The organism is Pseudomonas sp. FA117, assembly GCF_057370475.1.
The window spans coordinates 5169828-5190014 of record NZ_CM170675.1 but is presented as its reverse complement, the minus strand read 5'-3'; the positions used below and the strand labels follow the sequence as shown (position 1 = coordinate 5190014).

At 66.3% G+C, this 20187-nt stretch carries 18 protein-coding genes; 6 read left to right on the top strand and 12 right to left on the bottom strand.

Features of this window, described 5'->3' with window-relative positions:
• Nucleotides 1-121 precede the first annotated feature (121 nt).
• From cycA to cbiE, 11 genes are all read right to left on the bottom strand, one after another.
• A complete protein-coding gene (cycA, locus tag AC1TXO_RS23845) occupies nucleotides 122-1537 on the bottom strand; it encodes a D-serine/D-alanine/glycine transporter (protein WP_486404005.1) in 1416 nt (471 codons plus the stop codon).
• A gap of 224 nt (nucleotides 1538-1761) precedes the next feature.
• Nucleotides 1762-3129, bottom strand: coding sequence for a PepSY-associated TM helix domain-containing protein (locus AC1TXO_RS23840; protein WP_486404004.1), 1368 nt, complete (start codon nucleotides 3127-3129; stop codon nucleotides 1762-1764).
• A 57-nt stretch (nucleotides 3130-3186) separates the two neighbouring features.
• A complete protein-coding gene (locus AC1TXO_RS23835) occupies nucleotides 3187-5247 on the bottom strand; it encodes a TonB-dependent copper receptor (protein WP_486404003.1) in 2061 nt (686 codons plus the stop codon).
• 66 nt (nucleotides 5248-5313) lie between these two features.
• Entirely contained in the window at nucleotides 5314-5757 is a 444-nt protein-coding gene (locus AC1TXO_RS23830) for a DUF2946 domain-containing protein (protein WP_486404002.1), read from the bottom strand.
• A 19-nt stretch (nucleotides 5758-5776) separates the two neighbouring features.
• A complete protein-coding gene (locus AC1TXO_RS23825; RefSeq protein ID WP_486404001.1) occupies nucleotides 5777-6259 on the bottom strand; it encodes a copper chaperone PCu(A)C in 483 nt (160 codons plus the stop codon).
• Nucleotides 6260-6303: 44 nt separating this feature from the next.
• Complete coding sequence (locus AC1TXO_RS23820) at nucleotides 6304-6690, bottom strand: DUF2946 domain-containing protein (RefSeq protein WP_486404000.1); 387 nt, start codon at nucleotides 6688-6690, stop codon at nucleotides 6304-6306.
• A gap of 187 nt (nucleotides 6691-6877) precedes the next feature.
• A complete protein-coding gene (locus AC1TXO_RS23815; RefSeq protein ID WP_486403999.1) occupies nucleotides 6878-7732 on the bottom strand; it encodes an SPFH domain-containing protein in 855 nt (284 codons plus the stop codon).
• Nucleotides 7733-7756: 24 nt separating this feature from the next.
• Nucleotides 7757-8194: an NfeD family protein gene (locus tag AC1TXO_RS23810; protein WP_486403998.1), complete on the bottom strand. Its 438-nt coding sequence runs from the start codon at nucleotides 8192-8194 to the stop codon at nucleotides 7757-7759.
• Between the two features lie 119 nt (nucleotides 8195-8313).
• Nucleotides 8314-9033, bottom strand: coding sequence for a cobalt-precorrin-6A reductase (locus AC1TXO_RS23805; protein WP_486403997.1), 720 nt, complete (start codon nucleotides 9031-9033; stop codon nucleotides 8314-8316).
• On the bottom strand, nucleotides 9030-10124 hold the full coding sequence (locus AC1TXO_RS23800; RefSeq protein ID WP_486403996.1) for a cobalt-precorrin-5B (C(1))-methyltransferase: 1095 nt from the start codon (nucleotides 10122-10124) through the stop codon (nucleotides 9030-9032). The genes AC1TXO_RS23805 and AC1TXO_RS23800 overlap by 4 nt, the downstream gene beginning before the upstream one ends.
• Entirely contained in the window at nucleotides 10117-11328 is a 1212-nt protein-coding gene (cbiE, locus tag AC1TXO_RS23795; protein WP_486403995.1) for a precorrin-6y C5,15-methyltransferase (decarboxylating) subunit CbiE, read from the bottom strand. Before cbiE ends, AC1TXO_RS23800 begins: the two co-directional genes overlap by 8 nt.
• A 144-nt stretch (nucleotides 11329-11472) precedes the next feature.
• Between cbiE and cobG the strand changes: the two genes are divergently transcribed.
• From cobG to AC1TXO_RS23765, 6 genes are all read left to right on the top strand, one after another.
• Nucleotides 11473-12804 carry a precorrin-3B synthase gene (gene cobG / locus AC1TXO_RS23790; RefSeq protein WP_486403994.1) on the top strand — a complete coding sequence of 444 codons (1332 nt, stop codon included), beginning with the start codon at nucleotides 11473-11475 and terminating at the stop codon, nucleotides 12802-12804.
• Nucleotides 12797-13423, top strand: a complete 627-nt coding sequence (locus AC1TXO_RS23785; RefSeq protein ID WP_486403993.1) for a precorrin-8X methylmutase — start codon at nucleotides 12797-12799, stop codon at nucleotides 13421-13423. Before cobG ends, AC1TXO_RS23785 begins: the two co-directional genes overlap by 8 nt.
• Nucleotides 13423-14154, top strand: a complete 732-nt coding sequence (locus tag AC1TXO_RS23780) for a precorrin-2 C(20)-methyltransferase (RefSeq protein WP_486406897.1) — start codon at nucleotides 13423-13425, stop codon at nucleotides 14152-14154. The genes AC1TXO_RS23785 and AC1TXO_RS23780 overlap by 1 nt, the downstream gene beginning before the upstream one ends.
• Nucleotides 14142-15848 (top strand): precorrin-3B C(17)-methyltransferase, encoded by a 1707-nt coding sequence (gene cobJ / locus AC1TXO_RS23775; protein WP_486403992.1) that lies wholly within the window; start codon nucleotides 14142-14144, stop codon nucleotides 15846-15848. Before AC1TXO_RS23780 ends, cobJ begins: the two co-directional genes overlap by 13 nt.
• A gap of 94 nt (nucleotides 15849-15942) precedes the next feature.
• Complete coding sequence (locus AC1TXO_RS23770) at nucleotides 15943-16623, top strand: hypothetical protein (RefSeq protein WP_486403991.1); 681 nt, start codon at nucleotides 15943-15945, stop codon at nucleotides 16621-16623.
• A 61-nt stretch (nucleotides 16624-16684) separates the two neighbouring features.
• Nucleotides 16685-17353 carry a hypothetical protein gene (locus tag AC1TXO_RS23765; protein ID WP_486403990.1) on the top strand — a complete coding sequence of 223 codons (669 nt, stop codon included), beginning with the start codon at nucleotides 16685-16687 and terminating at the stop codon, nucleotides 17351-17353.
• Between the two features lie 61 nt (nucleotides 17354-17414).
• On the opposite strand, the gene AC1TXO_RS23760 is transcribed toward AC1TXO_RS23765, so the two are convergent.
• Nucleotides 17415-20186, bottom strand: a complete 2772-nt coding sequence (locus tag AC1TXO_RS23760; RefSeq protein WP_486403989.1) for a hybrid sensor histidine kinase/response regulator — start codon at nucleotides 20184-20186, stop codon at nucleotides 17415-17417.
• Between the last annotated feature and the right edge of the window lies 1 nt (nucleotide 20187).

Below are 20187 nucleotides of genomic sequence, written 5' to 3'. Positions count from 1 at the left end.
TGTGCGGCTCTTCGCGGGTAAACCCGCTCCCACAGATATTGCGCAGGTCTTCAGTAGTGCGCGGTCCCTGTGGGAGCGGGTTTACCCGCGAAGGGCTGCACAGCAGCCCCAATAGCCCCGATCAGTTACCCGAGGCGCCATGCACCCCCGTACGCGGCTGGCGCTTGCTGCGCACAAACTGATAAGTCACCGCCAACAGCACAAACCAGATCGGCGTCACCACCAGCGCCGAACGGGTGTCGGCTTCCAGGCTCAGCAGCACCAGGATGCCGGCGAAGAACACCAGGCACACGTAGCACATGAAGCGCCCGCCAGGCATCTTGTAGATCGATTTCTCGTGCAGCGCCGCCCGCTGCTTGCGGTAGCTCAGGTACGACAGCAGGATCAGGGTCCAGACGAACATGAACAGCACCGCCGACACCGTGGTCACCAGGGTGAAGGCTTCGATCACGTTCGGCACCAGGTAGATCAGCACCGCACCCAGCAGCAGGCACAGGCAGGAGAAGTACAGGCCGTTGGCCGGTACGGCACGCCGCGACAGCTTCTCGAACGCCTTGGGGGCGTCGCCTTCCTGGGCCAGGCCATAGAGCATGCGGCTGGTGGAGAACACGCCGCTGTTGGCCGACGAAGCGGCCGAGGTCAGCACCACGAAGTTGATGATGCTCGCCGCCGCCGGCAGGCCGGCCAGCACGAACAGCTCGACGAACGGGCTCTTGCCCGGCACCACGTCGCGCCATGGCGTGACGGCCATGATCGCGATCAGCGCCAGCACGTAGAACACGATGATGCGGATCGGAATCGAGTTGATCGCCCGTGGCAGGGTGCGCTCGGGGTTTTTCGCCTCGGCAGCGGTGGTGCCCACCAGCTCGATGCCGACGAAGGCGAACACGGCGATTTGGAACCCGGCGAAGAAGCCGAACAGGCCGTTGGGGAACATGCCGCCGTCATTCCACAGGTTGGCGAGGCTCGCCGTGTGGCCGCTCGGCGACTGGAAGCCGGTGATGACCATGTACAGGCCAGTGGCGACCAGGCCCAGGATGGCGACGATCTTGATCAGGGCGAACCAGAACTCCATTTCGCCGAACAGTTTCACCGTGACCAGGTTCAGCGACAGCAGCACCGCCACGCAGGTCAGCGCCGGTATCCACTGCGGCAGGTCCGGGAACCAGAACTGTGTATAGGCGGCGATCGCCACCACGTCGGCGATGCCGGTGACGACCCAGCAGAACCAGTAGGTCCAGCCGGTGAAGTAGCCGGCCCAGGGGCCGAGCAGGTCGGCGGAGAAGTCGATGAACGACTTGTAGTTGAGGTTCGATAGCAGCAGCTCGCCCATGGCACGCATGACGAAGAACAGCATGAAGCCGATGATCATGTAGACGAAGATGATCGACGGGCCGGCGAGGCTGATGGTCTTGCCCGAGCCCATGAACAGGCCGGTGCCGATGGCGCCGCCGATGGCGATGAGCTGGATGTGGCGGTTGGTCAGGTTGCGCTGCAGATGCTGGTCATCTGCCTGGGGGGATGAGGTCCGGGTCATTGGCTGCATTCCATTGAGGGTCAGTCTTCTTGTGAGCGAAAGCTGGCTAGGCTACCACGCACTGCAAAGGTGCGGGCGTGACAGATCGCCTCGATCTTGGCGGTGCAGTGGCGATTCTTGACTGACTGAAATCAACAGTTGCCCTTTTCGCGGGCAAGCCCGCTCCCACAAGGACCGTGTGACTACTGTGGGAGCGGGCTTGCCCGCGAAGAGGCCGACGCGATTCAGGCCCGAACCGCGACCCGGCCGCGCCGCAGCACCAGGCTGTCGACCACCCACATTACTACCATCGACACCCCCACCAGCGGGAACACGACGCCCAGCACCAGCATCACCGCCACCGCCGTCTTCCAGCGCGGCAGGTCATGGCGCAGCGGCGGCACGCCAAGGCCGCCGGACGGGCGGCGCTTCCACCACATCACCAGCCCGCTCACCGAACCCAGCAGGATCATCAGGCACACCAGCAGGATGACGATCTGGTTGAGCGGCCCGAACATCCTGCCCTCGTGCAGCATCACCCCAAGCTCGGTGGCGCGGGCCACCGGGCTGTAGTCGTGCCAGCGCACATCGGCCAGGACCTTGCCGGTGTACTGGTCGACATGCAGGGTGGCGTCGTTGCGCGGATCGTCGGCGAACACCGCGATGGTGAACACGCCTTCAGCGGTACTCGGCGAGGTGATGCTGTAGCCCGGCGCCACACCACGGGCGTTAGCCAGGTCCTCGACCTGCTGCAGGGTGATCTGCGGCGCGGCCGGGGCGCTGTGCATGTCGTGATGGCCCATGTGCTCGGCATGCGCGCCGGACACCGGCATCGGCGTGTTCTCCAGGGCCCAGGGCACGGTCTGGCGATGGGCGCTGTTCAGCGCGCCGGCCTGCTGGTCGGATTTCGGCACCTCGTTCCACATGGCCGCCGGGAAACGGTTCCACAGCTCGGCGTACTGCTTGCCCCACAGCCCGGTCCAGGTCATGCCGCTGAGCAGCATCAGCAACAGCAGTGCCGACCCCCAGAAGCCGCTGACCGCATGCAGGTCGCGCCACAGCACGCGGCCGCGTGCCGACAGGCGTGGCCACAGTACTCCACGACTGTTGCGGCCACGTGGCCACCACAGATAAAGCCCGGACACCACCAGCACGATGCCCCAGCCTGCGGCCAGTTCCACCAGCCGATCGCCGACGGTGCCGACCATCAGCTCGCCATGCAGGGCGCGGGCGATGGCCTGCAGGTTCTGCTTGCCGTCCTGGGCGCCGAGTACCTTGGCGCTGTAGGGATCGACGAACACGTTCAGCTCGCGGCCGCCGTCGTGCACCACGAACTGTGCGCTGCGCTCGGCGTTCAGTGGCGGCAGGTACTGGCCGACATGCCCCTGTGGATAAGCCTGACGCACCTGTGCCAGCAGGGTGTCGGCGCTTTGCCGGTGATGACCGGCCTCGACCACCATCAGGTCGCGGTACATCCATGGATCCAGCTGTGGCTTGAACAGGTAGATGATCCCGGTGATCGCCAGCAGGATCATGAAGGGTGCGACGAACAGCCCGGCATAGAAATGCCAGCGCCAGGCCAGGTTGTAGAACGACTGTTTTGGTTTGCTCATGGAGCCTCCCGTTCGACCAGGTGAGGCGCGGTCAGGCCCGCGCCCCGAAAGTTGTTGTCAGAAGCTGAAATCGACCTTGGTCCAGAAGGTCCTGCCCGGCTCGTTGACCGGCTGCGGGTCTGCCGCCGGGTAGCCGAACCCGGCGTTCCCGGCCAGGTTCAGGTGCTCGGCGTAGGCTTTGTCGAACAGGTTGTCGACGCCGGCGCTGAGCTTGAGGTTGCGGTTGACCTTGTAGGCACCGTTGAGCGAAAACACGCCGAAACCGCCGCTCTTCTCGTAGTCCTTGCCCACCACGTTGCCCTGGTTCTCGGCAATGCGGTTCTGCGCCGCCACCAGCCGCCACAGGGCACCGACGCTCCAGGCGTCGCGGCTGTAGGTCAGGCCCAGGCGGCTTTCCAGCGGCGGCATCTGCGGCAGCGCCTTGCCGTCGCTGCTGTTCTTGCCCCAGGCGTAGGCCAGCGTTGCGTCGGCTTTCCAGTTTTGGTCGAGCTTGTACGCCGCGCCCAGCTCACCGCCCATGATGCGGGCGTCGATGTTCTGCGCCTGGGTGCTGCTCATGCCCATCATGCCGGTACGGTAGTCGAACAGGATGTAGTCACGGATCTGCCCGACATAGCCCGAAGCCCAGGCCTCCAGCTGCTCGCCCTGGTACTGGATGCCAAAGTCGAGCTGGGTGGTCTTCTCCGGCTTGATGCTGTCGAAGGCGTTGACCGAGCCACGCGGGCCGTTGGTGGGAGAGAACAGCTCCCAGTAGTCGGGGAAGCGCTGGGCATGGCCCAGGCCGACATAGCTGGTGGCCGGGATCGACGCCAGGTCGTGTTCGTAGCGGATGAAGCCGCTGGGCAGGGTATCGGCGCGGGTGTCGCCGTTGGTGGCGCTGGCCTGGCGGAAGTCGCGGGCCGAGGCACGGTCCAGGCGTGCGCCGCTGATCAGGCGATCCTCGCCGGTGGCGTACCAGGTGAGTTCGCCGAACACGCCGTAGTTGTGGAAGTCGGCGTCCTTGGTCCAGGGCTGGCCCTTGTGCGCATCGACGCCCATGCCGCCGCGCTTGCGGTGTTCGTTGGTCTGCGCGTCGATGCCGCTGATCAACTGCACGTCCGCCCAGCGCCAGGTCGCCTTGATGCGTGCGCCCAGGGTGCGGCGGTCGACGTTGCTGACCATGGGCATGCCCATCATGCCGCTGCCCGAGGGCGTGCGAAGGCTGTAGTTGTCCATCACGTGGTCGGCGTAGTTGTAGTAGACCTGCGCCTCGACCTTGTCGAGCACCTCGCCGAGGTTGGATTTTTCAAAGCGCAGGCCCAGGCTTTCGCGCTTGAACTGCGAGCCGTCCATGCCGCGTCCGGCATAGCGCGCTTCGCCATCGCCCTTGCCGGCGGTCAGCTCGAGCAGGGTGTCGCTATCCGGGGTCCAGCCGAGGGTGACGTCGCCGTTCCATTTGTCCCAGCGCGAGGGCAAGGTATCGCCGTTGCCGTCCTTGTAGTCGCCCGAGCGCGACTGGTTGCCGACGAAGCGCGCATAGGCCTGGCTGTTGCCGGCGGCGGCATCGAGGACCTTGTCGAAGCGGCCGTTGGAACCGGCCAGCAGGCTGGCGTTGACCCGGCTGCCGAGGGTGCCGAATTTCTCCGGCTCGCGCTCGAAGAGGATGGTACCGGCCGAGCCGCCAGGGCCCCAGATCACGCTTTGCGGGCCTTTGATCACGGTCAGGCGGTCGTAGGTTTCCGGCGAGATGTACGAGGTCGGGGCGTCCATGCGGTTCGGGCAGGCGCCGAGCATCACCCCGCCGTTGGTGAGGATGTTCAGGCGCGAGCCGAACATGCCGCGCAGTACCGGGTCGCCGTTGGTGCCGCCAGAGCGGATGGCCGAGAAGCCGGGGATGGTCTTGAGGTAGTCGGCACCGTCGCTGGCCGGCACTGGCTGGCGCGGGTCCTTGGGGTTGGTGACCACGGTCAGCGGCGAGCTGGGCGCGATGGCAGTGATCACCGTCGGGCTCAGCTCCGCAGCGTCGTGGCCTTGGTGGCCAGGCTCGACGGCAAGCGCCAGCGGGCTCAGCAGCGAGCCGCAGAGCATGGCGAGGGTCCCGTGCCGGGACAGGGCGAAAACAGGGGTGCAGCCGGACATAATGATTCCAGTCGATCAGTCATGAGTAAGCGCGAAGCCTCCTGGCTTCGGGCATGAAACGTGGGCTCAGACGATGATCGACAAGGGTGGCGCGCGGCTGCGGGCGCCGGGGAACACCGCTTGCAGGGCATGGCCCTGGCGGGTCGGGTAGGTGACCAGGGTGGTCGGTGTACTGCTCGCAAGGTTGAGTGGGCTGAGGGTCTGGGGCAGGGCGGGGCAGTTGAACAGCAGGCTGCAGTAGCCGCACTTCTCCCAGTCCGCATGCAGCTGGCCGTCGTTGCCATGGCCGTGGTGCGCTTGCCCGGCCTGGTGCTGCCCGTGCGACATGGACACCGGCATGGACATGGCCATGCTCATGTTCATGCCGGCGTGATGATCCATCGGCATCGACTGGGAAACCAGCGGGCCGATGAAGATCATCCACATGGCGAACAGGCTCAGCCAGCCGCCACCGACGCGCCTGCGATCAGGGCGGGTGCTGCGGGCTGTGCTGTTGCGCGGCAGGCTCATGACGAGCGCCTGTCAGCGGTCAGTGTGCGTGTTCGTGTCCTGCCTGGTCGGCGGGCGGCTGCTTCTGCACGGCGACGTCGACGGTGATGTCGCCGGCCTTCTCGAAGTGCAGGGTGAGCGGGAAGCGCTTGCCGTCGGTGAGCAGGCTGCGGTCCTTGGGCTGCATCAGCATCACGTGGTAGGCGCTGGGGGCGAAGGTCAGGTCCTTGCCGGCCGGTACGCTCACGCTTTGCACCTGTTGCATCTTCATGGCGCCGGCAGCGGTCTTGACGTGTTCGTGCAGCTGGGCGTCATCGCTGACGGGGCTGTCGACACTCAGCAGGCGGTCATCGACCTTGCCGTTGTTGTGCACGATGAAGTACGCCGCGACATTGGGCGCGTTCGGCGGCAGCTCCAGCGACCAGGGATGGGCGATGTGCAGGTCGCCGACGCTGTATTCGTGGGCGTTGGCGAAGGCACTGGGCAGCAGCAGGGTGGCCAGGATCAGGGCTTGCTTGAACATGATGGGTCTCCGATGGATACAGGTTCAGGAACAGCGTCTTGAACTCAGGCCAGTGGAGAGGCACGCGGGTTGAGCGCCGGCCAGAGCTGGCGCGGCGTGGGCTGATCGGTGGCGAGCGGCGGCGCCTGGCCGAAGCGCAGTTGCAGCGGGCTGTGCAACTGCGGCATGTGGCTGGCCAGGGCGAGCACTGGCGCAGCGCCCGAACAGCACCAGCAGTGCTGCATGTTGGAGTGATCGTCCTGCTGGCCGAGGTCGATCTTGGCCAGGCCCTGGACATCGAGCTTGGCCTTGCCCGCGCCGGTCGAGCAGAAGGCACCCCACAGCAGCTGCTCGGCCGCGCCCTTGGGCGCAGCGGAAGACAGCGGCATGGCCAGCAGGTTGAACAGCACTGCGAGGCAGGCGATCCAGGCGATGTGCCGACGTGGGGGCATGGAGAGATCCGGTCAGGAATCAGTGGGCTATTGTACGGCGGAGTATAGGTAAAAATGTGGGGGTGCGGTGAAGTGCCGCAGTTGTCGGTGCGCAGACCTTGAAATCGGTGTTGTGTTCTTCGCGGGTAAACCTGTGGGAGTGGCGGTTCGGCGCCCCGGTTTACCCGCGAAGAGGACGGTGCGGTCTTCAGGCCTTGCCGCGCCCCAGCAGGCCGCGCACGGTCTCCTGCAGGTCTGCCGGGAGCACCACCACCTTGGCGTTGTCGCTGCCGGCCAGATTTTCCATCGCGCCGATGTAGCGCTCACCCAGCAGGTACATGGCCGGGGTGGTTTCGTTGCCCACCGCTTCACGCACCAGGGTGATCGCCCGGGCGGAGGCTTCGGCCAGGCTGATCTGCGCCTCGGCATCCAGCCTGGCCGCCTGCAGGCGTGCCTCGGCTTCGAGAATCGCCGCCTGCTTGGCCCCTTCGGCACGGGTCACGTCGGCTTTTCGTTCGCGCTCGGCCGCAGCCTGGCGCTCCATGGCCTTCTGCATGTTCTCCGACGGCTTGATGTCCTGGATTTCCACCGAGCGCACGGTCACGCCCCAGTCTTCGGTCTGTTCCGACATCGCCTCGCGCAGGCGCGCCTTGATCTGCTCGCGGCTGGACAATGCTTCGTCGAGGTCCATGGCGCCAACGATGGCACGCAGCGAGGTCATGGTCAGGCTGGTGACGGCGAAGGAGAAGTTCTGCACGCCGTAGGAGGCTTTCTGGGGGTCGACCACCTTGGCGAAGCACAGGGCGTTGGCGACGATCACCGCGTTGTCGCGGGTGATGATCTCCTGCTGTTGCACGTCGAGGATGATGTCCTTGGTCGGCAGGCGGTAGGCGACCACGTCCATGTACGGCACCAGGATGTTCAGGCCGGGTTTGAGCGTGTTGTGGTAGCGACCCAGGCGCTCGACGATCCATTCCTCGCCCTGGGGCACGATGCGCACTCCCTTGAACAGGGTGATCAGGACGAACAGGGCGATGGCGCCGACGACGATGAGACTGGTCATTGCAAGCTTCCTTTCAATACGGTTTCAGGGGCGGGTGACCCGCGCAGTGTTGCCTTCGATGGCGGCCAGGCGCACGCGCTCGCCCGCAGGAATGTCGCTGTCGGCCACGCAGATCCATTCCTCGTTGCCCAGGATCGGCTTCTGGAAACGCACCCGGCCTTTCTGGAATTGCGACACGCTGGCCGTCAGCAGGCCGATTTCACCGATCACGCTGTCGGCAGTCCAGCGCACGTCGGGCTTCTTGCGCCGGAACAGCTTGAACCACAGCAGCGTGGTGACCGACGAGAACAGCACCCAGAGCAGGACCTGCATGTCCAGTTGCAGGGTGGGGGCGACGAGGGCGAGCAGCGACACCAGCACCGCGCCGATGCCGAACCAGAGAATGAAGAACGTCGGCAGGACCAGTTCGAGCAGGATCAGGGCGATGCCGAAGACAAGCCAGATCCACCATTGCATTTCCATATGGGCAGGGGCCTTGCGGTGAGGGAGCTTGAAGTTTACGGCAGGGGGCGCGGGAAGACTATTGGCAGTGGATGATGGCGCCGTCGGAAGCTGCCGGGGCCGCAACGCGGCCCCGTTGCTCATATCGACAAGGCTTCGCGCAGCTGCGCCACCGAATCGAACAGCCGATCCACCACTGGCAGCTCAGGCCGCTTCAATACCAGCACCGGCACCCCGCGCTCGCGCGCCACTTCAAGCTTCGGCTCGGTCGCGGCGCTGCCGCTGTTCTTGCTCACCAGCACATCGATCTGGCGCCGCTCGAACAGCGCCCGCTCATCCTCGATATGAAACGGCCCGCGTGCGCCGATCACCTCGCAACGCTCATTGCCCGCGCAGGCCTCCAGGGCGCGCAAGGTCCAGAACTGATACGCCGGAATCTCCTGCAGATGCTGCAGCGGCTCGCGCCCCAGGGTAAACAGCGGCCGCCGGAAGGGCACCAGCGCCTCGATCAACTGATCCCAGCCCTCTACTTCGCGCCAGTCGTCACCCTGCTGCGCTTGCCACGCCGGGCGGCGCAAGGCCCAGCAGGCAATGCCCGCAGCCTTCGCCGCCTGCGCGGCATTGGCGCTGATCTGCGCGGCATAGGGGTGGGTGGCGTCGATCAGCAACTCGATCCGTTCGCGGCGCAGGTAGTCGGCCAGGCCTTCGGCACCGCCATAGCCGCCTACGCGCACCTGGCAGGCCAGGTCCTGGGGCACGCGGCCGATCCCGGCGAGGCTGTAGACATGCTCGGGCCCCAGCAACCGGGCGATGGCCAGGGCCTCGGTGACGCCACCGAGCAGCAGGATACGCGGGCTCATTGCACACCCGCCTTGCCGACGACGCCGCCCTGGCGGTCGATGGCGAACACCTCGACCTGTACCTGCGCCGGCACCACGCTGCGGGCGAATGCCAATGCATGGGCACACACCGCATCCCCCAGGGCGATACCGGCGGCATGAGCCAGGGCCAGGGCCTGCTGGCTGGTGTTGGCGCCGATGATCGCCGCCTGCAGATTCGCGTCTGCACCGATATCGGCGGCCCAGCCTGCCAGTTGCGGCAGGTCGATGCTCGAATGGCGGCTGTGCAGGTCCATGTGGCCGGCGGCGAGCTTGCTGATCTTGCCGAAGCCGCCGCACAGGGTCAGGCGCGCTACCGGGACCTTGCGCAGGTGCTTGAGCACGGCACCGACGAAGTCGCCCATCTCGATCAGGGCGATTTCCGGCAGGCCGTAGACCCGGCGCATGGTGTCTTCGCTGGCGTTGCCGGTGCAGGCGGCGATGTGCGTGTAGCCGTTGGTGTGGGCGACATCGATACCCTGGTGGATCGAGGCGATGTAGGCCGAGCAGGAAAATGGCCGGACGATGCCGCTGGTGCCCAGGATCGACAGCCCGCCGAGGATGCCCAGGCGTGGGTTCATGGTCTTGAGCGCAAGCTCGGCGCCGCCCTGCACATTGACCGTGACCTCGAAACCGCCCGCATAGGCGCACTCGCCGGCCAGCTGTTGCAGGTGGTCGCTGATCATTCGTCGCGGCACGGGATTGATCGCCGGCTCGCCGACTGCCAATACCAGGCCCGGGCGTGTCACGGTCCCGACACCCTGCCCCGCGACAAAGCGGATGCCCGGCTCACCGGTCAGGCGTACCTGGCTGTAGAGCAGGGCACCATGGGTCACATCGGGGTCGTCGCCGGCGTCTTTCAGGGTGCCGGCCTCGGCGCGCTCGCCGTCGTGACGGCAGAACTCCAGGCGCATCTGTACCTGCTTGCCCTTGGGCAGGGTGATCTGCACGGCATCGTCGCACTGGCCGGTAAGCAGCAGCCGCGCGGCCGCCAGGCTGGTGGCCGTGGCACAGCTGCCGGTGGTCAGGCCGCTGCGAAGCGGGGCGGGTTGTTCGCGGGTTTCTTCACGCATCGAGGGGCTTCACCACGTCGAGCAGGGTGATCGGCAGGGCCTGGCGCCAGGTGTCGAAGCTGCCCAGCGCCTGGGCCTGGGCCACATGGATACGGCTCAGTTCGCCGCCGTGCTGCTCACGGAAATGCGCCAGGGCCAGTTCGCTCTGCAAGGTCACGGCGTTGGCCACCAGCCGCCCACCCGGGCGCAGGCGCTCCCAGCACAGGGGCAGCACGCCCTCGCGGGTCACGCCGCCACCGATGAAGATCGCATCGGGTCGCTCCAGCCCGTCCAGGGCCTGTGGCGCCTTGCCGCGAATCAGTTGCAGGCCGGGTACGCCGAGCTGGTCACGGTTGAACTCGATGAAGGTCTGGCGACCTTCGTCGGCTTCGATGGCCAGTGCGCGGCAGCTGGGGTGGGCGCGCATCCATTCGATGCCGATCGAGCCGCAGCCGGCGCCGACATCCCACAGCAGTTCGCCGGGTTGTGGCGCCAGGCGAGCGAGGGTGATTGCGCGCACGTCGCGCTTGGTCAACTGGCCGTCATGGCGGAAGGCGCTGTCGGGCAGGCCGCTGATGGGCGACAGGCGCGGGCTGGCGGCTGCGGCCTGGCAGTCGATGGCCACCAGGTTCAGGGCAGCGGTGGAGGGGTGTGGCCAGTCGTCGGCGCTGCCGGCCAGGCGTCTTTCGTCGGGGCCGCCCAGGTGTTCGAACACCTGAATCCGGCTCGGGCCGAAGCCGCGGTCACGCAGCAGTTGGGCGATGGCTGCCGGGCTGTCGCCGTCGTTGCTCAGCACCAGCAGGCGCACGCCGCTGTAGAGCTGGGCGTTGAGCGCTGCCAGCGGCCGCGCGACCAGCGACACCACTTGCACCTCCTGCAATGGCCAGCCCAGGCGCGCGGCTGCCAGGGCGCAGGACGAGGGCATCGACAGCACCTGCATCTGCTCTGCCGGCACCTGGCGCGCAAGGCTTGCACCGACGCCGTAGAACATCGGGTCGCCGCTGGCCAGCACGCACACCGGCTCGCCGCGCCGGGCCAGCACTGGCGCGAGGGAGAATGGGCTGGGCCACTCCTGGCGCTCGCCGACCACGCAGCGCGGCAGCAGGGCCAACTGGCGCGGGCTGCCGAAGATGCGTGCAGCCGACAGCAGCGCGCGCCGGGCCTGCTTGCCCAGGCCGCTGAAGCCGTCTTCGCCGATGCCTACTACTGTCAGCCAGGGGGTCATCTGATCATTTCCGTCGTGTTGGGAGTCATGTTGCCCGCGAACAGAACGACATGCTCCTGAAGCTTGCTCGACCACCGGCTTTTCATGCCGCCGGACAAAGCAGGCATAATACCGCGCCTTCTACACTGAAGCGCGTCTTCACGATTGCCGGATACCCCCTTGAAGCATCCCCATGCCCTCGCCGTTTCACCCCGCCCCTCGGCTTGCCCGGGGTTGTGGCGCATCGTCGCTGCGCGTGATGGCGGCATCTGCCGGGTCAAGCTGCCCGGTGGCCTGCTGCAGGCCGAACAGGCCGAGGCAGTTGCGGTGGCGGCCGAGCGCTTCGGCGGCGGCGTGATCGAGGCGACCAACCGCGCCAACCTGCAGATTCGCGGCATCGGTGACCAGCACCCGACGCTGGTCGCGCATCTGCTGGGTGCCGGCCTCGGCCCGCGCGAGGCCGCCGGTGACGATGTGCGCAACCTGATGCTCAGCCCGCTGGCGGGTGTCGATCCGGCGATGCTGTTCGACGTTCGGCCATTGGCCGCGCAGATCCTGCACCTGCTGGAAACCACGCCGCGCCTGCATGAGCTGTCGGCCAAGTTCGCCGTGCAACTGGACGCGGGTGAAGCGCTGGCGATGCTGGCCCATCCCCATGACCTGTGGCTGTCGGCCCTGCAGCTCGACCAGCAGCCATGGCTGGCCTTCGGCCTGGCCGGCTGCCCGGGCGACGGTGCAACGCTGGGCGCGGTGCCGCTCGACCAGGGGCTGGCGCTGGTGCATGCGGTGCTGGAGCGCTTCCTCGACCTCGCCACACCCGAGCAGACACGGATGCGTCAGTTGCTGCAGACCTGTTCGCCTGCGGATTTCGTCGCAGGGCTCGGGTTGCCGGTGCGCCACGATGAGGCCGTGCGTCAATGGCGAAGGACGCCTTCCAGGCCTCGTTGGCTGGGGGCATTGGCCCAGCGTGAGGGTGTGGCCTTTGGTGTGGCACCGCCATTGGGACGTTTGACCCCCGCCATGCTGCGCGGCCTGGCCCGGCTTGCGCGCGAGAACGGTGACGGCAGCCTGCGGGTCACGCCCTGGCAGAGCCTGGTGTTGCCGAATTTCGATGAATCCCGGCTCGACCAGGCCCATGCCGCCGTGGCTGAGCTGGGGATGATCAGCGATGCCCGGCAACCGCTCGCCCGCCTCAGCGCCTGCACCGGCTCCAGCGGCTGCGCCAAGGGCCAGGCCGACACCAAGGCCGATGCCCAGGTTCTCGCCGGCCTGCTGCACCATGGCGCCCCGGCCAGCGTGCACCTGTCGGGCTGCCCACGTTCCTGCGCCGTGGCCCACGTCGCCCCGGCCACCCTGCTGGCCCGCGCCCCGGGCCGCTATGACCTTTATCTTCGCGATGCGCGCCTGCCGGGTTTCGGCAGGCTGCGCGCATCCGACCTCAGCCCAGAAGAAGCAGGCGCCATGCTCGACCTGCCGACGGAGCCCCTTGATGATTGACTACATCCGCGATGGTCAGGAGATCTATCGCAATTCTTTCCGCATCATTCGCGAGGAAGCCCGCCTGGAACGGATTCCCGCCGACCTGGAAAAGCTCGCCGTGCGGGTGATCCATGCCTGCGGCATGGTCGAGGCGATCGACGGCCTGCAGTTTTCCGAAGGCGCCGGCACGGCAGGGCGTGAAGCCCTGGCCAAGGGCGCTGCGATCCTCTGCGACGCCCACATGGTCGCCGAAGGCATCACTCGCGCGCGTCTGCCGGCCGACAATCCGGTCATCTGCACCCTGCGCGATCCCAGTGTGCCGGGCCTGGCCAAGGACGCGGGCAACACGCGCTCGGCGGTTGCCCTGGAACTGTGGCGTCCACATCTGGAGGGCAGCGTGGTGGTGATCGGCAATGCGCCCACCGCGTTGTTCTACCTGCTGGAGATGCTCGATGCCGGTGCCCCGAAACCTGCGCTGATCCTTGGCTTCCCGGTGGGCTTCGTCGGTGCTGCCGAATCCAAGGCGATGCTGGCTGCCGACAGCCGCGGCGTGCCGTTCGTCATCATGCAGGGACGCCTGGGCGGCAGCGCCATGGCTGCGGCGGCGGTCAATGCACTCGCCACGGAGGTGGAATGATGCAGGCACGTGGACGTCTGCTCGGTCTGGGTGTCGGCCCCGGCGACCCTGAACTGATCACGGTCAAGGCCCTGCGCCTGCTGCGCGAGGCGCCGGTGGTGGCGTACTTCGTGGCCAAGGGCAAGCGCGGCAACGCCTTCGGTATCATCGAGGCGCACCTGCAGGCGCAGCAGACGTTGCTGCCGCTGGTGTACCCGGTCACCACCGAAGTGCTGCCGGCACCGCTGTCGTACGAACAGGTGATCAGCGACTTCTACGACGAAGCCAGCGTGCAGGTAGCCGAACACCTGGACGCCGGGCGCGACGTGGCAGTGATTTGCGAGGGGGATCCGTTCTTCTACGGCTCCTACATGTACCTGCACGATCGCCTGGCCCAGCGCTATGAGGCCGAAGTGATCCCGGGTGTCTGCTCGATGCTCGGTGGCGCATCGGTGCTGGGGGCGCCGCTGGTCTACCGCAACCAGACCCTGACCGTGCTCTCCGGCGTATTGCCCCACGAGGAACTCAAGCGCCGCCTGGCCGATGCCGACGCGGCGGTGATCATGAAACTCGGGCGCAACTTCCCCAAGGTGCGCCAGGTGCTGGCCGAGCTGGGGCTGGATCATCGTGCGCTGTATGTCGAACGGGCGACCATGGCCAACCAGAAGATCGTTGCGCTGGACGCCGTCGATCCGCAGTCCTCGCCGTATTTCTCGCTGATCGTCGTACCGGGTGAAAAATGGCAGGGGTGAACAGCGACAAGGCGCCGGCTATCGTCATCCTCGGCCCTGGCAGCCTGGCCACCGCCCAGCGTATCCAGCAGCGTTATCCACAGGCGCGGATTCACGGCCTGAGCGGCCGGGTCGAGGGTGTCGAGCACTGCTACGAATCCTTCGGCGAAACGCTGCGCGGGCTGTACCGCGAAGGCGCGCCGATCATTGCCCTGTGCGCGGCGGGTATCGTCATCCGCACCCTGGCCGCCCTGCTCGACGAGAAGGGCGCCGAACCGCCGGTGCTGGCCGTAGCCGAGGACGGCAGCGCGGTGGTACCGCTGCTGGGTGGGCTGAGCGGGGTCAACGTCATGGCCCGGGAGATCGGCGAGGCACTGGGTGTGGCTGCGGCGATCACCACCAGTGGCGAACTGCGCTTCGGCACCTGCCTGCTCAATCCACCAGCGGGCTATGCGCTGGCGGATCTCGAGCAGGGCAAGCGTTTCGTTTCCGACCTGCTGGCCGGCGAGACGGTGAGGATCGAAGGTGCAGCGCCGTGGTTGGCCCAGGCGCAACTGCCCGAGGACGCCAGCGCCCGGCGCACCATTCGTGTCGGCTACCAGGCGCGTCCGGCCAGCCGTGACGAGCTGCTGATCCATGCGCGCTCGGTGCTGGTGGCGGTGGATGCCCTGCAACCAGACCTCTGTGCCCGCGTGCGTCAGGCCCTGATCGCTGCGGATATCGCCCAGGCGTCCCTGGCCTGCCTGCTGGCGGGAGAGGAGGCGATGGCCGAGCCTGCCCTGCATGAAGCGGCGCAAGAGCTGGGGGTAGCGCTGCGTTTTTCCTCCTCGCAGGGCGGTCTGGTCGAAATGGCCCGGCAGGCGTTGCCTGGCGCGCAACTGCTCGAACAGAGCGGGATGGTCATCGCCGTGGCCTCTTCGCCGATCGCGCCGCAGGAGATCGGTCGCCTACGTGGCCGGTTGGCAGTGATCGGCCTGGGCCCGGGCGCTGCGGACCTCATGGTGCCTGCGGTCAAGGCCGAGTTGGCTCGTGCCGAGGATGTGCTCGGTTACGAAACCTATGTGCGCATGGCCGGCCCCTTCCGCCCCGACCAGGTGCTGCACTGCACCGACAATCGCGAGGAGATGCAGCGCGCACGCCACGCCTTCGAACTGGCCGCACAGGGTCGTTCGGTTGTGGTGGTGTCCTCGGGCGATCCCGGGGTATTTGCCATGGCGGCGGCAGTGCTCGAGGCGTTGCATGAGTCCGGCGATCCGGCCTGGCACCGGGTCGACCTGCAGATCCTGCCCGGGGTGTCGGCATCCCTGGCCACCGCAGCCCAGGCCGGAGCGCCACTGGGGCATGACTTCTGCGTCATGTCGCTGTCGGACAACCTCAAGCCCTGGTCGATCATCGAGAAGCGTCTGGACCTTGCAGCCCAGGCTGATCTGGTCCTGGCTTTCTACAATCCGATTTCCAGGTCCAGGCCACATCAGCTCGGTGTCGCACTCGAGGTGGTACGTCGGCATCGGCAGGGCAGCACGCCTGTAGTCCTTGGCCGTGACATCGGTAGGCCGGGGCAGACGCTCAAGGTCGTGACCCTGGCCGAGCTGCTGCCGGAAATGGTCGACATGCGCACCATGGTGCTCATCGGCTCCAGTACCACGACCGTGTTCAGGCATGCCGATGGCCAGCAGTGGGTGTACACCCCGCGTTGGTATCCCCCGCACCGCTGACTTCAGTGGAACTCCTTCAGTCCGCCAGGCCGGTTGGCTGTTGGCTAAGTTGATTGCCCCTGATGTTCAGGGGCAACCAACGAGGAGTTCTCGAATGAACGATGACAACCCGGTTACCGGCACTGATATCGGCCTGCTGGTCGAAGGCAACCTGCTGGCTTGTGGTGCAGGCATGTCGGAGCAGAGCCGCCGCGACGTGAAAAACGCCTTCCACTTCGCCACGCTGGTGGCAGACAAGGCGCTGGACGTCGAGGAGCGAGGCAGGGCCTGGTACAACAAGTTCCTCGATGTGATGCGCGATGTGGGCTTCACCACGCCTCGGCGCAGCTTCGAGAAGCAGAAGGCTTCCGAATTGCAGCTCACCCTGGGCGCGGTCGCTGTGCGTACCATCGGTGCAGCGGGCAGTGCCCTGGTGGGAGGGACGAAGCTGGGTGTGCTGGCCAAGGGTGCTTTCGACAAGCTGTCCACGGTAGAGCACGACTCGCGCATCGTTCATCACAAGCGAAAAAGGCTGGAAAGGGGATCGGTCAGTGTCGCAGCCTGCGTGGAAACCGAGCAGGGTGAGGTGGTCATGATCATGACCTGCCTGGAATCGACCGAGCCGAACCTGAGTGAGGATGTGCTGGGCGTGCAGTTCAAGCTGGAGCGGTCGGCCTATTACTCCGGCCAGGCGGTGCTGGCGTTGAACCACTTCGTTTACGACCAGGTGCGTGCGACGTTGGAAAACAAGCTCGGCGTGCGCAGCATCGAAAACGTCCTGCAGTACGACATCTGATCCAGGGTACGGCGCCCGTTGGCGCCGTACTTTTCGGGCTTCTGGAAAAGGAACCAACGCCATGTCGTACTCAGGTCACAGCCTCAGCCTGGTTGGCCAGACCGCATTGCTCGTGCCCCCCGGCATCGAGCTGCAGCAGCGTGAGGACGCCCTGGACTCGCTGCACTACTGCCAACTGCTGGCCAACAGACAAGCAGGCTCGCGTTTCGATCATGCCGATGCCTGGGCATCGGCCTACCGCAAGGCATTCGCGTCTTTGGACTGGATCAGGTTGGCCAGCATGCACGACGAGCTCACTCCTGGCTCGTCCGCTGCCGCCAATGACAATGGCCCCTTTGCGCTCTGGCTCAGGCAGCGAAAGCTCGATGCCGATGGGCTACAGGCTGCCTTCATGGGACTGCTGCAGGACTTCAGCACAGGCCGGGATCACCTGCTGCGCTTTGCTGTGCACAACGGGACCGATGGCAGTGAACTGCGCGTCGAGCTCGGGCTGCTCAGCCCCGGCCCGGTGCTGGATCTTTGCAGTTTCTCGCTGCATGGCGAATGTCCGATCACACAGGAGTCGCTGGCCGCGGCGGCACGACAGACTGCATGGCGCGGGGGGCTGGAGATGCGTGCGATGTCGCTCAGCCTGCGCAGCGAGATGTTCTCCCCGCGGCGCTCGGCACTGCATGCCCTGATACTCGACAAGGAACGTGAGAAGCCTCGTCGGCTCGACTTGAGGGGATGACACATAGATGACGTCCAGGGCGCCCTGGTCGGCGCCTACGTCATCTGAACGACGGGCGTCGTCAGTGCGTGTGGAGGGGGTCGGTGGAGGCTGCGCGCTGGTTTGCCCAGAACTGCACCAGTTCGCGCAGTTGCGACAGCTCCACCGGCTTGGCCATGTGCCCGTCCATGCCGGCCATGCGTGCACGTTCCTTGTGCTCGCTGAGGATGTGAGCGGTCAGCGCCACCACCGGTGTGCGCTGGCGCTGGTTGGCGGTTTCCCAGTCGCGCAGGCGCTGGGTGGCGGAGAAACCATCGAGTATCGGCATCTCGCAGTCCATCAGTACCAGGTCGTAGCGCGTGGCCTTCATCGCCTCCAGCGCCTCTTCGCCGTTGCTGGCGGTGTCGGGCTCGAGGTTGAGCTTGCCGAGCATGCCGCGGATCACCTTGGTCGAGATGCTGTTGTCTTCGGCGACCAGGATGCGGAAGTCGGCCGGCAGGTCCAGAGGCGCCGGTGCCCCTGCGAGTGCGGCGGTGATCGCCGGCTCGCGGCCACGTTGGGCCAGCTCTTCGGCGAGCGTGGTCTTGAGCGTGTAGCCGGCCACAGGCTTGGCGAGGATGCGCTTGACCCCGGCGTTGCGGGCGATGATCTTGCTCGGCGCATTGCTGATCCCGGTCAGCATGATCACCAGGATGTCGTGATTCAGGCTCGGATCTTCCTTGATCTTGGCGGCCAGCTGCATGCCGGTCATGCCCGGCATGTTCTGGTCGAGCAGCACCGCGTCGAAGTAGTCGCGCAGGTGTGCCTTGGTGCGCAGCAGCGCCAGCGCCTCCTTGCCCGACGGCACCGCGCTGACGTTCATGCCCCAGGCGCTGCACTGTTGCACCAGGACCTTGCGGCAGGTGTCGTTGTCGTCCACCACCAGCACCCGGGCATCGCGCAGTGGGCCTTCGAGGTCGGTCGGTGGCTGCTCCAGGCGCAACGGGTCGAGCGGCAGGGTGAGCCACAGGGTATTGCCCAGGCTGGTACTGGTCTTGATACCGAACTCGCCGTGCATCAGGCCGATCAATTGCTTGGCGATCACCAGCCCCAGGTGGCCGCCCAGTTTGTTGCTGGAGAGGAAGTGGTGGCTGTGCAGTTCGGCCTGCAGCAGCGCCTCGCGCTCGGCGCTGGCCATCGGTTCGCCGCTGTCCTGCACGGCGATGCGCAGGCGCGGGGAATCGCCGCGCTGGTCGAGGGCCACCACCAGCAGGATTTCGCCCTGGTCGGTGTTCTTCAGGGCGTTGTCCAGAAGGCTCGACAGCGCCTGGCGCAATCGCGTCGGGTCGCCGCTGATGACCCGCGGCACCTGGGGCTGGGTGAAACTGATCAGCTCGATGTTCTGCTGTTCGGCCTTGGCCCGGAAGATGTTCAGGCAGTCCTCGATCAGCGCGTTGAGGTCGAACTGCACATCGTCCAGTTCGATCTGTCGCGATTCGAGCTTGGAGATGTCGAGAATCTCGTTGATCAGCGTGAGCAGTTCGTTGCCGGCGCTGTGAATGGTCTGCACATAGTCGCGCTGCTTGACCGACAGCGGAGTGCCGAGCAGCAACTCGGTCATGCCCAGCACGCCGTTCATGGGGGTGCGGATCTCATGGCTGATCTTGGCCAGGAACTCGGCCTTGGCGTTGATCTCGGCATCGCTGGCGGCCAGTGCCCGGCTGGCGCGCACGCGTTCTTCGTTGATCCGGCGCAGGCGTTCGCTGACCGCGAGGTTGAGCAGCAAGCCACTGACCACAGTCAGCCCCAGCAGTATGCACAGCAGCCATGGGGTGGACGTTCGGGTCAGACCCAGCAGGGCAGGCAGCAGGACCAGGCCGCCGAGGTTGAACACCAGCATGGCCAGGGCGAACAGGCGTGCAGGGCTGTAGCCCTTGTACCAGTAGTAGCTGCTGGCGAGCAGCATGCTCAGGCTGCCGAGGGCGAGCAGGGCATAGGTGGTCAGGTTCAGGGGCAGGGTGTCGATGAACAGCAGGAGCAGGCCGCTGACGGCTGCGATCAGCATTTCGACCTGCAGGATGCGGTTGAGTCGCGGCGAGGCGCACGGCGAGAAGAAGCGTTGGGTGAAGTACAGTCCCGAAAGCCCTGCCAGCACCAGCGTGAGATAGGCGGCAGGGGTTTGCGCGCTGTACCAGAGGTGCCACCAGGGGCCGCTGAGATTGAGCAGGATCAGGGCGCTGAGCAGCATCAGGGCATGGTAGAGCGCCAGCACCAGGGTGGTGCTGGAGCGGGTGTAGAAGAAGCGGATCAGGTTGTGCAGGATCAGCATCACCAGGCCACCGAACAGCAGCCCGAACAGCAGCGGCTGGCGCTGGTCGATGGCCGCGCTGGCGGCTGATTCCAGCGAGATCGCCGGGCGCAGCTGGTGTTCGGAGACCAGGCGCACGTAGATGTCCAGCGGCTGGCTGGCGTTGGGCAGTGGCAGGATGTGGTCGCTGCCGCGCAGGGTCGGGCTGGCATGGCCCAGCTGGCGACCATGGTGCAACTGGCGCAGCAACTTGCCGCCTTCGAGGGCATACAGGTCAAGGCGCGACAGGTCAGGGGCGAAGATGCGCAGCAGGCGTTCCTGGTCGGCAGGTTCCAGATGGTAGTGCAGCCACAGGGCCTGGTCGGGCAGCGCGGCATCCAGCGCCTCGAGTTGCAGGGGGCTGAACTGGTTGCGATAGCGGTCGGAGCGTACGTCGGAAAGCTGCAGGCTCGCCTGTTCATCAAGCAGGACCGACCAGCCCGCGCTTTGCTCGGCCGAAGCCGGGAGCAGGCAGAGCAGGGTCAGCATGCTGACGATCAGGGCAGTGGCAATCCGAAGCCGACGCACG